Source organism: Streptomyces sp. NPDC093221, from assembly GCF_044753885.1.
Taxonomy (GTDB): Bacteria; Actinomycetota; Actinomycetes; order Streptomycetales; family Streptomycetaceae; genus Actinacidiphila.
In genome coordinates this window covers 670,582-690,865 of sequence record NZ_JBIVOA010000001.1, presented here as the reverse complement: position 1 = coordinate 690,865, position 20,284 = coordinate 670,582, and the positions used below count along the sequence as shown (strand labels likewise).

General features: G+C 72.3%; 10 protein-coding genes, 2 tRNA genes and 1 pseudogene. 1 reads left to right on the top strand and 12 read right to left on the bottom strand.

Features of this window, described 5'->3' with window-relative positions; genetic code table 11:
* Positions 1-578: 578 nt before the first annotated feature.
* From ACIQCJ_RS03040 to ACIQCJ_RS03010, 7 genes are all read right to left on the bottom strand, one after another.
* A tRNA-Lys gene (locus ACIQCJ_RS03040) sits at positions 579-651 on the bottom strand.
* 102 nt (positions 652-753) lie between these two features.
* The gene (locus ACIQCJ_RS03035; protein WP_402710520.1) at positions 754-2,292 is read right to left on the bottom strand and encodes an amino acid permease; all 1,539 of its coding nucleotides are present in this window, start codon (positions 2,290-2,292) and stop codon (positions 754-756) included.
* Between the two features lie 42 nt (positions 2,293-2,334).
* The gene (locus ACIQCJ_RS03030) at positions 2,335-5,454 is read right to left on the bottom strand and encodes an FG-GAP-like repeat-containing protein (protein ID WP_402710519.1); all 3,120 of its coding nucleotides are present in this window, start codon (positions 5,452-5,454) and stop codon (positions 2,335-2,337) included.
* Between the two features lie 143 nt (positions 5,455-5,597).
* Positions 5,598-8,690: an FG-GAP repeat domain-containing protein gene (locus tag ACIQCJ_RS03025; RefSeq protein WP_402710518.1), complete on the bottom strand. Its 3,093-nt coding sequence runs from the start codon at positions 8,688-8,690 to the stop codon at positions 5,598-5,600.
* A 136-nt stretch (positions 8,691-8,826) separates the two neighbouring features.
* Entirely contained in the window at positions 8,827-11,133 is a 2,307-nt protein-coding gene (locus ACIQCJ_RS03020) for a DEAD/DEAH box helicase (protein WP_402710517.1), read from the bottom strand.
* A 230-nt stretch (positions 11,134-11,363) separates the two neighbouring features.
* Positions 11,364-11,918, bottom strand: coding sequence for a hypothetical protein (locus ACIQCJ_RS03015; protein WP_355336197.1), 555 nt, complete (start codon positions 11,916-11,918; stop codon positions 11,364-11,366).
* A 209-nt stretch (positions 11,919-12,127) separates the two neighbouring features.
* Positions 12,128-12,478, bottom strand: coding sequence for a metallopeptidase family protein (locus tag ACIQCJ_RS03010; RefSeq protein ID WP_355336196.1), 351 nt, complete (start codon positions 12,476-12,478; stop codon positions 12,128-12,130).
* A gap of 113 nt (positions 12,479-12,591) precedes the next feature.
* On the opposite strand from ACIQCJ_RS03010, the gene ACIQCJ_RS03005 reads away from it, so the two are divergent.
* Positions 12,592-12,667: transfer RNA gene (locus ACIQCJ_RS03005), tRNA-Glu, on the top strand.
* Between the two features lie 87 nt (positions 12,668-12,754).
* Here ACIQCJ_RS03005 and ACIQCJ_RS03000 read toward each other — a convergent pair.
* The 5 genes and pseudogenes from ACIQCJ_RS03000 to ACIQCJ_RS02980 all read right to left on the bottom strand — a co-directional run bounded on the left by ACIQCJ_RS03000 (position 12,755) and on the right by ACIQCJ_RS02980 (position 19,872).
* Positions 12,755-13,780 (bottom strand): hypothetical protein, encoded by a 1,026-nt coding sequence (locus ACIQCJ_RS03000; protein ID WP_355336188.1) that lies wholly within the window; start codon positions 13,778-13,780, stop codon positions 12,755-12,757.
* A gap of 98 nt (positions 13,781-13,878) precedes the next feature.
* Positions 13,879-15,171 carry a transporter gene (locus ACIQCJ_RS02995; protein ID WP_355336186.1) on the bottom strand — a complete coding sequence of 431 codons (1,293 nt, stop codon included), beginning with the start codon at positions 15,169-15,171 and terminating at the stop codon, positions 13,879-13,881.
* Positions 15,172-15,319: 148 nt separating this feature from the next.
* Positions 15,320-15,934, bottom strand: a pseudogene (locus tag ACIQCJ_RS02990) (hypothetical protein); the annotation flags it as partial.
* Positions 15,931-18,150, bottom strand: a complete 2,220-nt coding sequence (locus ACIQCJ_RS02985) for a hydantoinase/oxoprolinase family protein (protein WP_402710516.1) — start codon at positions 18,148-18,150, stop codon at positions 15,931-15,933. The gene ACIQCJ_RS02985 and the pseudogene ACIQCJ_RS02990, both read right to left, overlap by 4 nt.
* 111 nt (positions 18,151-18,261) lie before the next feature.
* A complete protein-coding gene (locus ACIQCJ_RS02980; RefSeq protein ID WP_355336180.1) occupies positions 18,262-19,872 on the bottom strand; it encodes an FAD-dependent oxidoreductase in 1,611 nt (536 codons plus the stop codon).
* Positions 19,873-20,284: the final 412 nt, after the last annotated feature.

Below are 20,284 nucleotides of genomic sequence, written 5' to 3'. Positions count from 1 at the left end.
ACGGGGCATTCGTCGCGCGCATCCGGACCGAGCAAGTTCAACGCCCCGTTGATCGAGCATGGAGGAGGTTTGCGAAGGAAAGGGGAGGCTCCGGAACGGTACCCCTGGACGCAGGTCGGTATCAGCGAACGTCGCTACTACAAGCTATTGCCGCTGTTCGCTCAGAAGGTCAACGGCCGCTACGAGTACGAACTCGACGACGTGGTGACACGCATGAAGGGCCGCCTTAACCGGGCAGACGACGCGCGGGCCGTGCGAGCAGCCGCCCTCGATGTCCTCCGGTCCCACGGATTCAACGAAGAGGCCGCGCGCAAATGGCGGCAGCGACACCGACCTGAGCAGGCTGTAGACGCCTGGCCGCGCCGTCGGCGGCCAAAGGAGCTGTAGGTACCCGTCGCGGTGCGGTACAGCCGTCACCTGTCCTCACCGCGGCAGTGCCCCGCGTGGCTGCGGCCACGACAACCTCGCCGTCGCGCTCCCGCTCACGCACGGCCCCCGCACGCCGGTGCCCCGGCCGCCATCAGGCGACCGGGGCACTATAACCGCAGGTCAGCGCCTCGTCACGAGACCTGACCCTGTAGGCCCTGTGGGACTTGAACCCACAACCAATGGATTAAAAGTCCACTGCTCTGCCAATTGAGCTAAGGGCCCGCTCCCCGCAGCATAGCTGGGACCTGCGGGGGAGGCCGAACCGGTTAGGGCCTGTCCGGCGGATCATGGGCGGTCCAGGCGGCGCCTGGCGCCGGACAGGCCCTAGGGCTGGGGGGTGTCCGTGGGGCGGCGGAGGAACCAGTGGCGGGCGGAGACGAGCCACCAGGTGGTGGCGAAGCCGAGGACGACGAGGACGGCGATGGGGGCGTAGTTGAAGGTCTTCCAGGTGATGGGAGAGAGCTGGGGGAGCATGAAGAGGACGGTGATGAGGGCGACCCAGGCGACGGCGACGACGCCGATGGGGCGGGACCAGCGGCCGAGGTGCCAGGGGCCGGGCTCGAAGGCGGGGCCTTTGCGGAGGCGGAGCAGGGTGGGGATGACGTAGGCGATGTAGAGGCCGATGACGGCGATCGAGGTGACGGCGGCGTAGGCGGTGGCGTTGATGAGGTACGGCAGGCCGAGGCAGAGCGCGCCGGCCGCGGCGAGCCAGACGGCGGCGACGGGGGTACGGGTGCGCGGGCTGACGGTGCGCCAGACGCGCGAGTAGGGCAGCGCGCCGTCGCGTGAAAAGGCGTAGATCATACGGCTGTTGGCGGTCACGGACGCCATGCCGCAGAAGAGCTGGGCGCCGATGACGACGAGCAGCAGGAGTTTGCCGCTGGTCGCGCCGAGCGCGTCGAGCAGGATCTGCGCGGGCGGCGCGCCGGTCGGTGAGCCCAACTCGGCGTCGTACGACTGGATCGCGAAGGTGAAGCCGAGCAACAGCACGAAGCCCGCGATCCAGGACGTCCAGATGGAACGGACGATGCCGCGCGGACCGGCGGTGGCGGCGTCGTGCGTCTCCTCGGTCATGTGCGCGGAGGCGTCGTACCCGGTGAATGTGTACTGCGCCATCAGCAAGCCGATCAGCACCACGTAAATGCCGCTGCCGAAGCCGGTGTTGTTCACGTAGTGCGTGAACACGAAGCTCGCCGACCGGTGGTGGTCGGGCACGAAGGCGAGCGCGCCGACGATCAGGCCGACGCCGAGCACGTGCCACCAGACGCTGACGTTGTTCAGGACGGCGACGATCCGTACGCCGAAGGTGTTGAGCAGGCCGTGCAGGAGCAGGATCGCGGCGTAGAGCAGGATCGTCCGGCCGGGGCTGACGCGGAAGTCGAACTGGAGGTTCAGATACGCGCCCAGGAACGACGCCGCGCCGAAGTCGATGCCCGCGGTGACGGCGACCTGGCCGAGGACGTTGAACCAGCCGGTGAACCACGCCCACGCGGCGGCGCTGCGCTCCGGGGCCAGCCGGTGCGCCCAGAAGTACAGGCCCGCGGACGTCGGGTACGCCGAACAGATCTCGGCCATCGCCAGCCCGACGACCAGCGTCATCAGGCCGACCCCGACCCAGCCCCAGGTGATCAGGGCCGGGCCGCCGGTGTTCATCCCGAACAGGTACAGCGTCAGACAGCCGGACAGCACCGAGATGATCGTGAACGAGACCGCGTAGTTCGAGAACGCCGACATCCGGCGCGCCAGATTCTGCGTGTAGCCGAGCTGCGCGAGCCGCTCCTCGTCCGACACGGACGAGGAAACGGGAGAGGTAACGGACGAGGAAACGGGGGCCGCGGAGACAGGGACGTCCTCAGGTGTCATGCCCCAGGCTTCCCGCACCCAGGGCATGACATGCACACGCCCTCAGAAGAGCCGCCCGTACCCGTTCCACCCCGTCCCGACCCGCACCCGCGCGCCGAACTGCCCGTTCGCCGTCGCCGCGTACCGCCACAGCCCGCCCGCCGCGTCCCGCGCCAGCAGATCCGCGCGACCGTCCCGGTTCAGGTCACCGGGGCCGACGAGGACGTTGTACGTGTTCCAGCCCGAGCCGATCCGCACCCGCGCCTTCAGGCCGCCCGTGCCGTCGCCGTCGTACCGCCACAGCACGCCGGACGTGTCCCGCGCGACGATGTCGCCGACGCCGTCGCCCGTCAGGTCGCCCGTCCCGACGATCGCCGAGAAGATCCCGAATCCGTGCCCGATCCTGACCCGGGTCCTGAAGGAGCCCGCGCCGTTGTCCGCGTAGAGGTAGAGATCGCCGCCGGGCGTACGCGCGAGCAGGTCGGAGCGGCCGTCGCCGGTCAGATCACCGGGCGAGAGAAGGGAGTTGTAGATGTTCCAGCCGGATCCGATCAGCTTGGACGGCTGGGACCGCAGGAAGGAGCCCTCGCAACCACCCGGATAGGAACGCAGTTGACCGTCGCTGGTGCGCACCAGCAGATTGCCGCAGCCGTTGTCGTCCAGGTCGTCGAAGGCGAGATACGCGGCGGTGGTCGGCCAGCCGTGGTCGGCGGTCCGGGGCGACAACAGGCCGCCGGAACCATTGCCCACGTACAGCCGCAGAACGCCGCCCGGGGTGAGGCCGACGACTCCGCCGTCGGCTCCGGAGGTGAGGGCGTGGTGGTTGGGGCTGGAACGGGCGACCCCGACCATGCCGGAGGCCGTGGTGCCGGGGCTCAGGCCGTTGGCCGGGGTGGCGGTCAGCGTCCAGCGGTAGGTGCCGTCCGGGGCGTACGCGCCCTTGGCGTTCTTGCCGTCCCAGTTCGCGAAGACCTCCGCGCGGGCCGCCCCGCCGGTGACGGTCGCGAAGAGCGCGCCGGTCGCCGCGTTGCGGAAGTCGATCTTCCACCCGGAGGTGGCACCGCTGAGCACCCACCAGCCCTGCCATCGGCTGTTCGCCTGCCGCGGCCTGACCGGCAGATCGACCTGCGACCAGAGGGCGTTGAGCGCCGACGGGGCGATCCCCGCGGAAATCAGGTGAATTGACGCGTCGGGGGCCGTATACGCGATCCCGCCGCGGTACTTGTCCACCGTCCACGAGAGTCCGCGGTCACCGCCGGGCGCCTTCGGGTCGGCGGGCAGCTCGGCCACGACACGCGTCTTCCCCGCGCCCGACGTGCCCGACCGCACGTCGGTGAGCGTGAGTTGGTCACCGGAGTGGCGTACGACGAAGCCGTCGCCGAGCAGGGCGGGTCCCGCGGGTACGGCGACGGACTTCTTCGCCGTACGGTCGTACACACCGGCCGGACCGCTCGCGCCGCAGGACCAGTACAACAGGCGTCCCAGCGCCTGCACTTCCTTGATCGCGCAGGGCGCGTCGGTGGTGAGCGAGGACGGCGCGGCCGGCCCCGTCGAGTCGTTGCTCCGCAGATCCGTCGAGGTGAGCTGCCCCTTGGCGGCGGTCGCACTCCACAGGATGTCGCCCCACAGCGCCGCCGGGACGGTCGGCCGGGAGATGACCACCTTCCGGTATCCGGGCGAGATGACGTACTGACGGCCGTTGGAGCCACCGTTGTAGAGCGTGAATCTCTCCGACGCGTCCACGATCCGGCCGCCGGTCGCGGCGACCTGGACGCCGTAGAACCCGCCGCCGCTCATGACGTCGACCACGTCACCGCCGACACCGCCGACACTGTCGCGGATGTAGGCGGTGCCCTGCCCTTCGCTGCCCGCGACCAGGCTGACCGCGCAGTGGCCCGGCGCGCCGCAGGTGGAGACCGGGCTCGGTTCCACGACGGTGTGCGGGGGCCCGGTGACGGGCTGCGGGACCGCTCCCGTCCCCTCGTCCTGTGCGTAGAAACGCGCTCCGGGGACGGCACCCGTCCAGTCCGGCATGCCCTCCATGAAGCTCAGACGGCCTCGGGCCAGCGCGAGCCCGTACCGTACCGGCTTCTCGACCTCGTGGTGGAACAGCGTGACGGGGGCAGCCCCGGACGGCGCGAAACGGTAGGAGTTCCAGTGGTCCGAGTCGGCGCCGCCGCTCACGACCGTGCCGCCGTCCTGCGACGCGGTCGGGGCCGCGGCGTCCGGCAGCGGCTGGGTGACCGGGCCGCCGTCCAGCGGCACCGAGTACAGCGGGTCGGCCCGGCCGTCGTTCCAGACCGAGGCCTTGCGGACGGCGAGCAGCGCGGTGTCGGACAGGGTGACGGCGTACGTGGTGGTGTCGGCGTGCGCCTCGGGCGGCAGGGCGACCGTACGGGGCGCGGCCTGCGGGTCGTCCAGGGAGTAGTACGTCAGAACACCGGCGCTGTACCAGCCGAAGGAACGCGTGTTGCTGAATTTGGGGACGCCCGCGGGTGGCTCCATCGTGCGGACGACGGCGCCGGTCGTGAGGTCCAGGACGCTGAGGCTCATCTGGCCCGCGACCGTGGTGGCGACCACGACGCGCGTCGCGCGCTCGCCGCGCAGCAGCGTGGCGGTGTACGTGGCGCCCGTGGGCAGCCCGGTCAGCGGGCGCTCGGTGAAGGCGGTCGCGTCCCCGGCAACGGTCAGCAGGTGGACGGTCTGGCCGGTGACGGTGGTGCCGTCGGTGTCGTCCGTCGTCGTGATCACGGCCCACCCGTCGGGCGTGCCGATCGCGCTGCGGTAGGTGTGGCCGGGCGGCAGCGCGAAGTCGACGGCGGTGCCGGCCGCCGGGTCGAGCAGCCGCACGCCCTTCCGGAGGTTCGTGCTGGCGTACCGTTCCGCGCCGCCGGGCAGGAGCACGAGATTGGTGCCCCCGCTGCCGAGCGTCCGCGGCGCCCCGGTCCCGTACGGCACCCACTGGTCGACGCCGCCGAACACCCTCAGGTAGCCGGTGGCGCCGGACGAGACGACCCATTCCTCGGCGAGCACGGGCTTGTTCACCGGCGGCACGACCACGTCGTACGGCGCCGGTTCCGCCGCGGCGGCCGGCCCCGCGCCCGTGAACGGTGCCGCGCCCGCCGCGAGGGCGAGCGATATCGCGACGGCGACGCCGCCGCGGACAAGGGTGCGCTTGGCCACCCGTTCCTCCTGCTGATCCCTGAGGAAGGCGTCCGCAGCGGACGCCTGATGAAGCCCGGAGCACTGGCGAAGAAGCGCGGAGTACGGGCGAAGAGGCGCGGAGCACAGGCGAAGAAGCGCGGCTCCGCGCCGCGGGCCGGGTCTCAGAACAGGGACTTGTACGTCTGCCACCCCGTGCCGATCTTCACCCGCGCGCCGAACTGCCCGGTGCCCGTACCGGAGTAGCGCCACAGCACGCCCGCCGCGTCACGGGCGACGAGGTCGGCGCGGCCGTCTCCGGTGATGTCGCCGACGCCGACGAGGGCGTTGTAGACGTTCCAGCCGGAGCCGATTTTGACGCGCGGCTTGAACGTGCCCGCGCCCGTGGCGTCGTAGCGCCACAGCACACCCGCCGCGTCACGGGCGAGCAGATCGGCGAGGCCGTCACCGGTCACATCCTGGGCGCCGACCAGCAGGTTGTACGTGTTCCAGCCGGACCCGATCCTCACCCGCGCCGTGAACACGCCGGCGGCCGTGCCGTCGTACCGCCACAGGACGCCCGCGGCGTCCCGCCCGAGCAGGTCGGGGCGGCCGTCGCCGGTCAGATCGCCGGGCGAGACAAGGGAGTTGTACGTGTTCCAGCCCGACCCGATCACCCTGCGCGACAGTGCGGGTGTGAGCGCCGCGCCGCACTTGTCGTCGTAACGCGTGAGCTGACCGGCGGAGTTGCGCACCAGCAGGTCGTTGCACCGGTTGCCGGTCAGGTCGTTGACCGCGACGAGCGTGGACGACATCGGCCAGCCCGCCCCCTGCGGGCCGGAACCCCCGCTGACGGAACCGGTGCCCGTACCCGTCCTGATGTCGAGCCGGCCGGCCGAGGTCACCGCGAGCAGGTCGCCGACGCCGTCGCGCGTGTAGTCCCGCGGCTCGGCGCTCCCGCCGTGGACGGCCACGGTGCCGGTGCTCGTGGTGACCGGCACGAGCGCGTCCCGGGTCCACAGGCTCAGTGTCCAGATGTAGTCGCCGGTCACGGGCACGGCGCCGCTGTCCCTGGCACCGTCCCAGGTCAGGGAGACGGTGTCCCGGGCGGTGCCGCGGAACGTACGGACGACCGCGGACACCCCCTTCTTCCTCAGCTCCACCGTCCAGTGGGTGATCGGCCCCGTGAGGTCCCACCGCGGTGTCCACGGGGCGTAGTACACCTCCATGAGCGGCTCGTTCCTGGTCGTCAGCACCGTGGTCGCGGTCCTCGGCAGACCGGACGGGACGACGTGGGTCGTGCCGTCGGCGTCCGTGTAGGCGAGGAAGCCGCGGAATTTGTCGAGCGTCCAGACGACGCCGCGGTCGTCCGGGTAGGCGTTCGCGGGGAGATCCGCGATCGTGCGGTCGACGGCGGTGCCGCCGCGGACGTCGGTCAGGGTGAGCCGGCCGTCGGTGTGCCGCAGGACGTAACCGTCGCCGAGCAGGGCGTTGCCCGCTGGTACGCGGACGGACTTCTTCGTGTCGAGGTCGTGGACACCCGCGGGGCCGTTCGTGCCGCAGGACCAGTAGAGCCAGCGGCCCAGTACCTGGATCTCCCGCGGTACGCACGGCACGTCCGTCGTCACCGTTCCGGTCACGCCGCCGGTGAGGAGGTCGGTCGTGATGAACCGCCCCGCCGTCGCCGTGGCCGACCACATCGTGTCCCCCCACAGCGTGGCGGTGGTGATCGGGCCCGAGGAGGTGACCTGGCCCTCCGCGAGATTCACGACGTACTGCTTGCCGTTGGAGCCGCTCTCGTACAGCACGTACTGGTTGCCGGCCGCGACGATCCGGCCGCCGCTGGAGTCGAGAAGGACTCCCGACGGGGCGTCCACCGCCTTCACGTAATCGTGCCCTGTGGTGTAGTCCACTTCGATAGCACCGGTGCCGGTCGTGCCCCCGCCGTCGGCGAGCGGCACGCAGCGGGCCTGACCGCCGCAGCGCGGGATGGCGTCGTCCATCGGCGTGCCCGAATTGAGCGGCTGCGGCTCGCTGAACAGACCGGGAGTCAGATTGTCGCCCACGTCGGCGGTGTACGTGCGCGAGGTGACGGACGTGCCGGGCGCGGTCTGGACGAAGGTGAGCCGGCCGCGGGCGAGCGAGAGGCCGATCCGCTCGGGGGTGTACGTCGTGAACCGGCCCAGGACGGTGAGGGGACCGTCGACCGCAGGTATCCGGTAGGTGGCCCAGCCGCCGGAACCGTCGCTCCCCTCGGCATAGGAGCCGCCGTCCGAGGCCACACCGGGCTGACCCGCGTCGTCGAGCAGTACGCGCGCGGGTCCGCCGTCGAGCGGCACGGAGTACAGCGGGTCCCGCCTGCTGTCCTGGATGGTGGCATCCACGTGCACGGCGAGCAGGGCGTCGCCGGTGAGCTTGGTGACGAATTCGGTGGTGTCGCCGCCGGGCACCGTAAGGCGCCGCGGTGCGGCCTGCGGGTCCGCGATCGGCCGCAGTTCGGCCGTGCCGTGGGCGTACCAGCCGAAGGACACGTCGTTGATCAGCGGCAGCCGGGAAATGGAAGCGGCCTCGGGCAGCGGTTGCGAGGACACCAAGGTGCCGGTGGCGAAGTCGATCAGGCCGAGCCGGTGGTCGTCTCCGAGGGAGTAACCCACCGCCAGGCGCGACTGGTTGTTGCGCCAGCCGTCCAGCCCGGTGACGCCCGTCGTGGGCCAGCCGGTCACCGGGCGTTCGGAGAGTTGGCCGTCGGCGGCCGGGGCGAGCAGATGGAGGACTTGCGAGGTGACGTGGCCGCCCGAATCCGTGGCGAGTGTCCGGCTGAGGATCGTCCATCCGGTGCCGTTGGGGAAGAAGGCGAGCGGCGAGTACGCGGGCGGGACCGGGTACTGCGTCCACTTCCCCGAGGCGAGGTCGTAGATTCGCACGAGGTGGTCCAGCGCGGGCAGCACGCCCAGCACTTCGGTGCCGTCGGGTCCCGGCAGCGGCCGGGGGGCGTTGCGCAGCACGCCGAGGTCGCGGGTCACGACGCCGTCGAAGGAGTGCCAGGTGTAGCTGAACGACACAGCGCTGTGGTCGGTGCGTTGGACGTACCCGGTGGCGCCGACGCCGGTCACCGGTCCCCCGGCGGGGCCCGTGGTCCCGATCGGCGCGATGGCCGGGTTCTGCGCCGTGTCGGCCGCCGCGCTGCCCGGCAGCGGTCCGAGCCCGAGACCGGCGGTCAGGACGGCGGCGACCACCGCGAGCACCCCGCGCCGCGGCCATCCCAGACGGCGTGACATCCGGTTCCCTCCCCAGGGCATACGCTCCGCCCCCCGGCAGAGTCGGCAGAGCTTAGCAACCGGCTACGCGGACGGGCCCGCCCGGTGTGAAGTGATCACACCGGGCGGGCCCGTTCTGCGGCTGAGCGGTCAGCGGTCAGCCGTTGCGCTTCCAGCGGGGCTTGCGGTCGTAGGAGGAGCCGGCGGCCGGGGCGGCGCCGGGGGCGCGGCGGTCGTCACGGTTGCCGTACGAGGGACGCGAGTCGCGGTCGCCGTAGGAGGGGCGGCTGTCGCGGCGGTCGTACGAGGACGACGTGGACGGACGGCTGCTGTCGCGGCGGTCGCGGTTGAAGGGGCGGTCGCGGTCGTCGCGGCTGTTGTACGCGGGACGGCGGTCGTCACGGTTGCCGTACGAGGGGCGCGAGTCGCGGCTGTCGCGGCTGGTGTACGGGGTGGACGGACGGCCGCTGCGCTCGCCGTACGAGGGGCGGGAGTCACGACGGTCGTCGCCGCGGCGGTCGTCACGGTTGCCGTAGGACGGACGGCTGTCACGGCGGTCGTCGCGGTTGCCGTCACGGTTGCCGTACGACGGACGGGAGTCGCGGTTGCCGTCGCGGTTGCCGTACGACGGGCGGCTGTCACGGCGGTCGTCGCGGTTGCCGTACGAGGGACGGTCGTCACGGTTGCCGTACGACGGGCGGCTGTCGCGACGGTCGTCACGGTTGCCGTACGAGGGACGGGAGTCGCGGTTGCCGTAGGACGAACGGTCGTTGCGGCGGTCGAAGTTGCCGCGGTCGTCGCGGCGGTCCTCGCGCTGCTCCGGCACGGGGGCCGGGGCGGCGGCGGCCAACGCGGCGGCCTCGGCGGCGAGTTCGGCGGCCTTGGCGGCCACCGCCTCCTCCGGGTCCTCACCCCGCTCGCGGGCCGAACGGGCGGTGAGGCGGTCGGCCTCCTCGCGCAGTTCGGTCGCGCGGCGCTGGAGCCGCTCCAACTGACGCGTGACGTCGGCGACTTCGCGCTCCGCCTGGAGAGCGGCGTTCTGTACGGCGTCGGCCTGGACGTCGGTCAGCGAGCGCGCGCCGGTGATCTTGGCGACGTCCTCGTCGAAGACGCCCGCGCCGCCGATGATGTGGCGCGAGGCGTCGACGCCCGCGTCCTCCATCAGCCGGAAGATCTGCTTGCGCTGGTGCGGCAGGGCGAGCGAGACGACCGTGCCGGACTCGCCCGCGCGGGCGGTACGGCCCGAGCGGTGCAGGTAGTCCTTGTGGTCGGCGGCCGGGTCGACGTTGAGCACCAGGCCGATGCCGTCGACGTGGATGCCGCGGGCGGCGACGTCGGTGGCGACCAGGACGTTGACCTGACCGGCCTTGAAGTCCTCAAGGGTGCGGGTACGGGCGCCCTGGGTCATGCCGCCGTGCAGCGCGTCGGCCCGGACACCGGCCTCGATGAGCTGCTCGGCGACGCGGTCGGCGCCCATCTGGGTGCGGACGAAGATGATCGTGCGGCCCTTGCGGGCGGCGATGGCGGCGGTGACCGGCGCCTTGTCCTTCGGCTTCACGACGAGCACGTGGTGGCTCATGGTGGTGACGGCGCCCTGGGCGGCGTCCACCTCGTGGGTGACCGGGTCGACCAGGTAGCGCCGGACGAGGCTGTCGATCTCGTTCTCCAGCGTCGCGGAGAACAGCAGGCGCTGGCCGCCCGCCGGGATGAGGTCGAGGATCTCGGTGACCTCGGGGAGGAAGCCCATGTCGGCCATCTGGTCGGCCTCGTCGAGGACCGCGATCTGCACCTGGTCGAGCACGGCGGAGCCGCGGTTGATCAGGTCGCGCAGCCGGCCGGGGGTGGCGACGAGGACGTCGACGCCGCGGTCCAGCGCGTAGATCTGGTTCTGCATGGACGTGCCGCCGCAGACGACCTTCATCTTCAGGCCGAGGACGTCGCCGTACGGCTGGAGCGCGTCGGCCACCTGCATGGCCAGCTCGCGGGTCGGGGTGAGGATGACGCCGCGGGGGCGCTTGCGCTCGGTGTGGCCGCCGGACAGCAGGGTCAGCAGCGGCAGGCCGAAGGAGAGCGTCTTGCCGGAGCCGGTACGGCCGCGGCCCAGGATGTCCCGGCCCGCCAGCGCGTCCGGGATGGTCGCGGCCTGGATCGGGAAGGGGGTGGTGACGCCGTTCTGCGCGAGCTTGCGGACGATGCCGTCGGCGAGGCCGAGGTCGGCGAAGGTCACGGTGGGCTCGGCGTCGGTGTCGTCCTCGGCGTCGGCCTCGGTGTCCGCGTCGATGACGTCGGTGATGCCGGTGGTGATGCCGGTGTCGAGGACGTCGGTCGCGTCGTCGGCGCCGGTGATGTCGGTGATGTCGGTGTTCTCTGCGGTGTCGGCGGTGGTGATGTCCACCACGTCCGCTACGGCGAGGATCTCGTCGTTCTCGGGCATGACGGAACGGTCGGCACTGTCAATGGACATGCTGAAGCTAAACCTCTCGGAGACTTACGGCACGCGCCAGCTCCGTAGGTTGCTTACAACCGCCTCGATGCGGTCAGCCACAGGAGAAAAGGAACGCGCCACGCGGCGCACATCGGATCAGGCGCCAGGCAGTGGGATCAAACGATCTACCAGCATACGCATCTGCCGGCGCCTTTGCCAATCGCCTTTCGGACGGGGCGCTGACCAGCGGCGATACCGCCACGATGCGGTCAGCGGTCGCGGCGGTCCCCGCGCCGTTCGGCGCTCGGGTCGGGCGACCCGCTGGGGTCGGAGCTGGGGCTGGCGGTCGGCGGGTCGGTGGTCGGCGGCGCGGTCGGCGCGTCCGTCGTCGGCTGGCCGGTCGGCTGGGAGGCCGTCGGCGAGGGCTGGGCGGTCGGCTGCGGCGCCGAGGTGCCGTCGGAGGCGGTCGGTACGCCGCCGGGTCCTGCCGGGCCGCCGCCCGCGCCGCCCGCCCGGGCCGTCGCGGGGGCCCGCGTGTCGCCGGGCGAGGCCGTACCGGTGACGGACGGGGACGGGGACATCGGGCCGCCGCCGCGGTGCGGGTCGCCCGCGCCCTGCGGGACCCGCGAACCGTCCGCGACGGTCCCCGCGCTCACGCCGGGCGCGTGCTTCGGCGCCTTGGGGTCGGACTCGCTCCCCGCGCTCACGCACGCCGCGACCCCGGCGGCCACCAGCGTGACGAGGACGGCGGACCGCAGCCCCGTACGGACGGCTCGGGCCCGGTCGCGGCGGGGGTCGCGGGGGCGGTCTGGGGCAGGGAGCACGTGTACGCACCTCGGGCTCGGTACAGGCGGACGCGTACGGTCGTACGGTCGTCGTACCGCCGCACGTCCGTACGCACCGGTCGGCGGTCGGATCGCCGTGTCCAACGCCGCGCCTCCCGCCAGGACACGCCCCGCGTCCCTGGCGTCACCCGTGGCGCGCAGCCGCGCCGCCGCCCGCGGCCGTCAGCGCGAAAGGGCCCCCGAAACCGTCACCCGTACCCCAGGGCGTGCAGCCGCTCGTCGTCGATGCCGAAGTGGTGGGCGATCTCGTGCACGACGGTCACCTCCGTCTCGGCGACGACCTCCTCGCGCGTGGCGCACATCCGCAGCGTCGGGCCCCGGTAGACGGTGATCCGGTCCGGCAGCACCCCGGCGTACCACTCGCCGCGCTCGGTCAGCGGCGTCCCCTCGTACAGCCCGAGCAGGTCCGGCTCCCCCGGCGCGGGCTCGTCCTCCACGAAGACCGCCACGTTGTCCATCAGCCGGGTCAGCTCGCCGGGAATCCGGTCGAGCGCCTCCCCGACCAGCTCTTCGAACTCCTCACGCGTCATCTCCAGCACGCTGCCCATTGTCCGCCACCCCGCCGCGAAAAGCGTTTTGGCGAACCCCCGGCCCATCCCATATGCTGCACCCGTCCCCGACGTGCGCCTCGGCGCCCACGGTCGGCCATCCAGCCCTCATCGTCTAGTGGCCCAGGACGCCGCCCTTTCAAGGCGGTAGCACGGGTTCGAATCCCGTTGGGGGCACCACAGATCTCGGTCCGACGAGTCCGGCCCCGGCGCGATGTGCGTCGGGGCCGGGCTCGGTTCGGGGAGGGGGCGGGTGAGGGGCGGGGGTCAGCCGCGGGCTACGGCGATTTTGCCGGCCAGGCGTTCGCCGGACTCGTAGACCATGTAGGGGACGCCGTTCTCGGTGCCGAAGCTGGGGGCGGCGCTGCGGCCGTTGTCGGGGGCTCCGTCGGAGGAGTTGAAGAAGACGCCGAGGTGCTTGCGGAGGCTGAAGTCGTTGCCGACCTCGGTGATCATCAGGTCGCCGCCGTGCGCCTTGTCCTTGTTGTAGGTGACGTACGCGCTGCCGTCGCGGGTGAGCAGGTGGGGGCCGCCGACGTCGCCCGCGCCGACGTCGGTGTGGCGGATGAGGGGCGTCTGGGAGAAGGTCCAGTTGCGGGCGTCCGCCGACCAGCCCCAGCCGATGTCACGGTGGTTGGTGGTGTTGTTCAGCATGAACAGCATGACGAAGTGGGCGTTCTTCGCGGGGAGTTCGTGGGCGAAGACCCGGGCGTAGGAGGTCTCGGTGGTGCCGGACGGCAGCATCGAGGTCGACAGGACCACCTTGTCGTACGTGAAGTGGATGCCGTCCTTGGACCGGGCGAGCCGGGTCGTGGTGTTCTCGCCGTGGAAGTAGAGCCACATCTCCTTGGCGCCTTCGACCCATATGACGTGCGGCGACGAGACATGGCTGACCGAGTAGTGGGGCGACCACGTGCGGGAGACGACCGGGTTGCCCGCGTACTCCGTGAACGGGCCCTCGATGTGGTCGCCGTAGGCGAGGCAGACGCCGCCGGGGGCGTCGTGCGGCGCGTAGTAGAGGTAGTAGCGGCCGAGCGGCGCGGTGAGGCGGCCGACCGTGCCGCGTATGCACGGGAAGATGATCTCGCCGGTCGGGTTGTACGCGAGCTGAGACGGCGTCAGAAGGGTCTTGACGTAACGGTAGTCGGGGAATCCGCCGGGGGTGGCGGCCGAGGCCGTCGCCGTGCCCGCCGTCGTGCCCACGGCGAGGGCGGCGGAGGTGGCGACGGCCCCGCGCAGGATGACGCGACGGCTCGGGCTCTGCGGACTCTGCGGGTTCTGCTGCTCTGACATGGGGAACTCCGTCCCGGAGGGATGTCGGAAAGGGCAGAAGTACGGGAAGTACGGGAAGCGGGAAGTACGGGACGTACGAAGGAACGCGGACGAGCCGCTCAGAGGTACTGCACGGCCGTGACGCAGAAGCCGCCGAGCGCGACGCACCAGACGTACGGCAGCGTGCGGACCATCACCGTCTGCGGGGTGACGCCCGCGTACTGAGCGGCCCAGACCGTCTGCGTACTGGTCGGGTCGGCGACGCCGAAGACCTGGTTGTACGAGGTGGTCAGGCCGAGGACGGCGATCGCCGGGTACACGCCCGCGGCGATCAGGACCCCGGCGATGCCCGCGCCGAGACCGAACACGTTCAGCGGCCCGCGGTAGAGGCACAGCGGCACGAGCACGGTGAAGACCAGGACGAACAGCACGGCGTTCTGCGGGCTGACGGCCTTCACGAGCGGTTCGAGCGCGTCGACCGCGCCGGGCAGTTTCACCGCCGCCAGCAGGATGCCGATGGAGATGAAGAGCGTGATCGGCGGCGCCGCGACCTCGAATCCGGCGTAGAGCGTACGCAGCAGCCGCTTGTTCATCTCGCGCGGCCGGGTGGTGGTGACCAGGGCGTAGAGCACGCCCGCCAGCAGCGACGGGATGATCGCGATGTCGAAGCCGAGCGCGAGGATCAGCGGCACGGCGGGGGTGAACAGCGCGTACCAGGGCGCGTCGCCGAGCTGCTTGCGGCGCGTGCCGGAGTTCGGCCCGGGCCGCTCGGCCACCGACTTGAGGGACCAGGAGTGCTCGACGCCCTTGCGGCGGTTCTCGATCAGGACGAAGAGGACCGCGGCGACCAGCGCGAACGGGAACAGCTTGATCATGAAGCCGCGCACGGTGTGCACGGGCAGTTCGAGCGCCGTGGAGAAGAACTGCCAGACGGGCAGTTCGAACGGCATGCCGGCGGCGATGCCCATCAGGATCGTGCCCGCGGCGGTGGCCTTGGGGATGCCGACGGCGATCATCGCGGGGATGCCGATGATGCCCGCGAGCATCGCGGCGGGCGCCGAGCCGGTGACCGTGCCGACCAGCGTGGAGACGGCCAGCACGCCGAGCGCGACCACCACGGGCCGGTCGCCGCCGAATTCGACGATCTTGCGGACGAGGGTGCCCGCGATGCCCGTCTCGTCCAGCAGCTTGCCGAGCCACGACCCGAGCAGGATCGCGATCATGGTGGCGGCCAGCGCCGGGGCGCCCTCCTGGAGCACCGTGTCCAGCACGCTGTTCTTGCCGGTCAGCGGCGCCCCGGAGACCAGGGCGATGGCGACGGCCAGCAGGATGAGTGCGAAGGCCGTGGGGAGCTTGCGGGTGAGCATCGCGGCGACACCCGCCGCCATGATCAGCAGAATGACGACACCCATGGCGTCACTTCTCTCTTCCGTGCGGTGTGCGTCTCCGCGGGGTCCGTGTTTGCGGGGTACGTGTTTGCGGGGTGGTCGCCACAGGGGCGCGTGTCTGCGAGGTACGTGCCTGCCCAGCGGTCGCCACAGAGGCGCCTGCCCGCGAGGTACGCGACTCCGGCGCAGTGCCCGGCGACGCGGTCACCCACTCGGCGAGCGCCGCCGTCAGCAGCAGCGGACTGCGGCCGAGACCGCAGACCGTACGGGCGTACGCGTGCGCCGCGATCTCGTCGGCGCCGGCGACGTGCCCGTACCAGCGGCGGCTGCCGAGCCGCAGCACGACATGGCCGAGCGCGCGCCTCAACTCGGCCTTGGCCGGCCCGTGGTGGAGCCGCGCGTGCGCGGCCTCGTGGGCGACGGCCGCGGCGCGGACGGAACCGGCCGGGTACCAGTCGCGCCAGCCGAGCCGCTCCGCGAGGCCGTCGGCCGCCGCGATCGTGTCGGTGAACAGCTCGATGGCGTCGGGCCACGAGGTGTAGCGCGCCAACAGGCCCATTTCCAGGCCGCCGTCGCTCTCCACGACGTCCGCCGCGCAGGCGACGGGTGCGAGCGCGGCACCGAACTCGGCCGCCGCGCGGGCCCATTGACGCAGCAGCGCGGGGTCGCGGCCCTCGTGGGTCGGGGTGCCCGCGAGCAGCCGCACGCCGAACTCGACGTCGTCCAGGTCGGCGAGGCGGCGCAGCGCGGCCAGGTCGGGCGTACGGGTCAGGACGGATGCCGTCATGTCCGTGCCTCCACAACGGCCACCACCGGCTCGTCGGCAGCGCGGCTGCTCAGTTCGCTGCGGGCGAGCGCGAGCAGCGACTGCGGTTCCACGACGCCCGACAGGTCGGAGATCCGGGACCCGATGAGCAGCCGCAGCGCGGGCGCGCGGACCCCGCCGTCGCCGTACGAGGTGACCTCGTCCACGAGCGTGGCGAGGACTTGGGGCGCGGCGCCCGCCGTGGTGGTCTCGACGCGGGCGTCGGGCGAGTGCAGCCGGACCACTCCGTCGGCGTCCACGACCCGCACGGGGTGGCGGGTGGCGCGGTACCGGCGGCGCAGCTCCGTGCCGTACACGGTGTGCGAGGGCGTGCCCGCGAGCACCCGCACCTCGGCGGGGTCGGCCTTGAGGCTGGCGGCGGCGGCGCGCAGCCGTTCCCCGTCGTCGGCGCGGTGGGCCCGGTCCTGGGTACGCAGTTCGGTGGCGCCGGTGGCGACCGCGCGTACGGTGCTGGTCTGCGGGTCGACGGTGACCTCGACCTCGACGCCGTCGGCGGCGGCGCCCTGGGCGACGACCGCGCGTTCCGCCTCGGCCCGTACGGCCAGGATCTGTTCCTGTCCGGCGCCCGGGATGATCCGCTCGATCTGCTCGCGGACCAGCGCGAGGGCGACTCCGATGGGGCTGATGACCTCGCTGTGGGCGGCGATCCTGCCCTCGCGTTCGCAGACGACGGCCAGGTGCGGTGTCACGGACGCGGCGCCGCCGCCCCCGCCGACCAGGACGGCGTTGTCCTTGTCCAGGCGGTACTCGGAGATCAGGGTGTCGACCACGGCCTTCACCTGGGCCGTACCGGCGTCGAGCACCTGGGTCGCGGCGGTGGCGACGTCCACGCCGAGCGCGGCGGCCAGCGGCGCCAGCGCGGCCTTGGCCGTCTCCTGGTCCGAGCGGGCGAAGTCGCCCTCGGGGACCCGGCCGAGCGCGTTGGCCGCGCAGGTCATGGTGATCGCGAACCGGCCGCCCGCGGCGTCGAGGACCGCGTAGTCGGCGGGGTCGTCGGCGAGCGGGCTGACCGTGGCGAGCGCGGCGTCGCGCAGGTCGTCGGGGTCGGCGAAGCAGGCGTACGGCAGGCCCGCGATGTGGGCGCTGCGCGGTCCGACCGCGGTGACCTTCCGGCCGGAGCCGCCGGTCCCGCCGGAGCCGCCCGTCCCGCCGGAGCCGCCGGAGCCGCCGGTCCTGCCCGTACCGCCCGTACCGCCCGTACCGCCGCTGATCCTGACCATGGACCCGCCGCCGACGCCGACCGTCCGCACGTCGAGCGCGGACAGATAGGACGTCTTGCCGAGGATCGTGGCGTGCCGGACGGCGACCTTGCCGCGCCGTACGACGCTGATGTCGGTCGAGGTGCCGCCGGTCTCCAGGAACAGGCCCTCGCTGATCCGCTCCTGCATCAGGGCGCCCGCGACGCCGGCCGCGGGTCCCGACAGGACGGTCAGCAGCGGCCTGCGCCGCATCTCGTCCAGCGACATCACGCCGCCGTCGCAGCGCATCACCATGAGCGGGGACGTGACGCCCGCCTTGGTGATGGCCGCGTCGACCAGGTCGGCGGTGGCGAGCATGCGCGGCAGGATCGCGGCGTTGACCACGGCGGTACGGGTCCGCTTCTGGAGCCCGTACAGCGAGGTGATCCCGTGGGCCGCCGTCATCGGCAGGCCCTTGCCGCGGGCCGCTTCGAGCACGGCCTCCTCGCCCTCGGGGCGGTCGACGCTGAACGGCTGGCTGGCGACGAGGACTTCGGCGCCTTCCCGTACGACCTCGTCGACGGCCCTGCGCACATCGGCCGCGTCGTCGGGGTCGGCGACATGGGCGTAGTGCAGCGGGAGCCGCTTGCCGGGGGTGAGTTCGAGGTTGCGGAAGGACGCGAGCCGACGGGTGAACGCGGCCCCCGGACCCGTACCGATGCCGATCAGGCCGACGGTGGCGACGTCACCCTCCAGGAGGGCGTTGGTAGCCTGGGTCGTACCGTGGGCCAGGAAGGCGACGTCCTCAGGGGCGTTCCCGGTCTGCTCCAGCAGGCGGTCGAGCGCTTCGACGATGCCGTGGGCTACGCCGTCCTCGTGGTGGTGGCTGGTGGGCACTTTCACCTGCCCCCGGAGTTCGAGGGTCGCGGCGTCTACGGCCACGGCGTCGGTGAAGGTCCCGCCCACGTCGATGCCGACGCGGATACGGTGGGTGGTCATGGTCTGGGCACCTCCTTGTGCAGTGTTGGCGAATACGCGGGCGGTGGGCCGGGCGGGGCAGGTGGAGCTGCTTCCGTCCGGCCGTTCTCCCTTGGGGGCGGCAGGTCCCGCTCAGTAGCCGCGCACGTCGGGCCAGTGGCGCTGGATCCCGGCGCGGTCGAGCACGGCGGCGAACGCGTCGAACCGCTTGTCCTCGGCCTGGACCCGGTGCGGTTCCACGCCTTCGGCGAGGCAGTGGGCGGCGAGGGCACCGGCGACCTCGCCGATGTTCCACTCCACCGGGTGCAGCCGGTAGCAGCCGTTGGTGATGTGGGTGGTGCCGATGTTCTTGCCCGCGGGCAGCAGATTGCGGACCCTGCGCGGGATGAGCGCGCCGAGCGGGATCTCGAACGGCACGGAGCCGATGTCGATGTAGTTGTCACCTCCGGTGGACGGGTGCAGGTCGATGCGGTAGCCGCCGACGCCGACCGAGTCGCGGTACGTGGTGCCGCCGTGCGGGCCGACGAGGTCGATCGCGAGGTCCTGCTCGGTGATGGTGGTGACGGCCTTGATCCGGCGGGACTCGCGGACGTACGGCGCCTTGGCCAGGCCGTCCGCGGTGCCGGTGATGTCGGGGCGGAGCCTGAGGCCGGGGAAGCCCTTGCCGCCGTCGGCGCGCGGCGCCTCGGTCTGGAGCCAGTACAGGACGGACAGCGACAGCTGCCGCGCCTCGGCCACGGCCTGGGCCGAGGTCTCGGGGCCCGCGCCGATCAGCGGCTTGAGCCAGTAGTCGTTGAGCGGCCAGTTGACGAGCGTGATGTCGGAGTCGAAGGCGCCGGGCCGGTGCAACCGGCGGGCCAGAATGCGGCGGAAGCCCCACAGCTCCTTGTCGCCCGCGTCCTCCGACTGGTCGGCGTTGACGTCGAGCGGGTCGAGGTCGGGGTTGGGGACGAAGGTGCGCGGCACCGCTTCGAGCGTGCGCGGGTCGGGGGCGAGGAAGCCGAGCAGCGGGCCCGGCCAGAAGTCGGGGCGGTAGTCCCGCCAGAACTCGTAGTCGGCGGGCTTGTCGATGGTGTGGTCCTCGCCCTCGTGGTGCGAGAGCGCGAAGCACACCGTGATGCCCTGCTGGTTGAGCGGGTCGGCGGTCTCCGGGGCGTGCGGCTCGCCGAATTCGTCGCGCGACTCGGCGCCGACGGCGTGTTCGACACCGGCCAGCTCCAGCAGTTCGCCGGTCTCGGTCGCGTCGATCACGTACCGCGCCGCGATGGTGCGGCGGCTGCCGTCGCGCAGGCTCTCCACCGTGACGGACCGTACGGTGTCGTCCTCGGCCGCCGCCGCGACCGGGCGGTGCTCGGTCAGCAGCGTGAGGCGGCCGGACGCGAGGTGCGGCGCGAGCATCGACTCCAGCACGGCGAGGCCGACGCGCGGCTCGTGGCAGAGCTTGCTGACCCGTCCGGCGCCGGGGTTCAGCTCGGTGAGGGCCAGCGCCTCCGAGCGCATCGGGTACCACTGGCGGTAGTACGACCTGATGGATTCCCGCAGGTGGCGGTACGAGGCGGTGGTGCCGAACTGTTCCACCCACGGGTGCTCGTCCGGCGGGACGGCCTGCGAGGTGAGCTGGCCGCCGATCCAGTCGGTCTCCTCGGTCAGTACGACGCCGCGCCCGGCGCGGCACGCGGCGAGTGCCGCCGCCACGCCGCCGAGGCCGCCGCCGACGATGAGAATGTCCGGTCCGGGTTTCACGAGTCTCCTTGAGGTGGTGCGTACCGCCTGCGGCGGTGCTGTCGAAAGATTGCGCGGTGCGTCGGATGACGGCTCTGCCCGGTACCCCGGTCCCTCCGGCGTCCGGTTCGCCGAGGATGCCCTACGGCCACGTGCCCTGACGCCGACCGGCCGCGGGGCCCTCACCCGTTAAGGGCTCCGCCCCCAAAGGCCCCGGCCCCCCGGGACGTGGGCTCGCGGCGAGCGGGGCGCCGAGCACCGGGCCACCGGCGCGAGGGCCCACGGCGAGCAGGCCGCCGAGCACCGGCTCCCCGGCGCGTGGGCTCGCGGCGAGCGGGCCGCCGAGCACCGGCTCCCCGGCGCGTGGGCTCGCGGCGAGCGGGCCGCCGAGCACCGGCTCCCCGGCGCGTGGGCTCGCGGCGAGCGGGCCGCC